Here is a 773-nt window from a genome sequence, read left to right on the forward strand (position 1 = left end):
GGGTTGCGGCAGTAGAACCGCTGCACCTCGATGCGGAGACTGGTCTGCGATGCCGACACCGGCAGGTCGGCGGGATGGCGCTGGTAGCGGCTATGGACGGACCGGCTCGCGTGCTGGCAATCAGGACAGCGGCTGCTGTCGGCATCCAGCCTCATTGGGATGACGAGGTGATCCTCGTCTCGTTCAGCGAACCGCGCGACGCGGCACTCGGGGACGGGAAAGGGCATGTCCATGCCACCCACGATGGGGAAGCCGGGCGACCCTATCATCGGCCCGAGTCAATCCACCACCATCCACGTTAAGTGAGCAAGAACCACAGAAACGGGGCAATCCCAGCCTACAGCTTCAACCGCCTATTCGAGTGGGCCATGGCGGTCATGATGCTGCTGATCGCCCTGACGCTCGCGATGCCGGGCGACATCATGGAGCGCGCCTCCCTCAAGCCCATCGCCGCGCTCGGTTTCAGCGAGGGCAACATGGCGTTCTTCTTCGGGGCGGTGGGCGTGCTGCGCGTCACCGCCCTCTGGCTCAACGGCCACATCAACAACGGCATCACGAAGCCGAACGGCGCCAACGTGCGGGCGGTGTGCTCGGCGCTTGGCGCCCTGGTGATGGCGCAGCTGACCCTCGCCCTGGTGGTCGACGCCTTCACAGCCGAGGCGCCGTCCTTCGTCATCCCGGTCTTCGGGACCCTGACCCTGTTCGAAGCGGTCTCGTGCTACGTGGCCCGCCTCGACGCGGTGGATCGCAGGTCACGGCTCGGCCGGGCCCTC

2 protein-coding genes are annotated in these 773 nt (G+C 66.5%); one reads left to right on the forward strand and one right to left on the reverse strand.

Annotation, left to right across the window (positions count from 1 at the left end; all coding sequences use genetic code 11):
* Window positions 1–227: transposase family protein (locus QR78_RS31335; RefSeq protein WP_162234109.1), on the reverse strand; the 227-nt coding region annotated here is incomplete at its 3' end.
* A 141-nt stretch (window positions 228–368) separates the two neighbouring features.
* Between QR78_RS31335 and QR78_RS31340 the strand changes: the two genes are divergently transcribed.
* On the forward strand, window positions 369–773 hold a 405-nt coding region (locus tag QR78_RS31340), incomplete at its 3' end, for a hypothetical protein (protein WP_167349687.1).

It is taken from the genome of Methylobacterium indicum, assembly GCF_001043895.1.
GTDB classification, from domain to species: domain Bacteria; phylum Pseudomonadota; class Alphaproteobacteria; order Rhizobiales; family Beijerinckiaceae; genus Methylobacterium; species Methylobacterium indicum.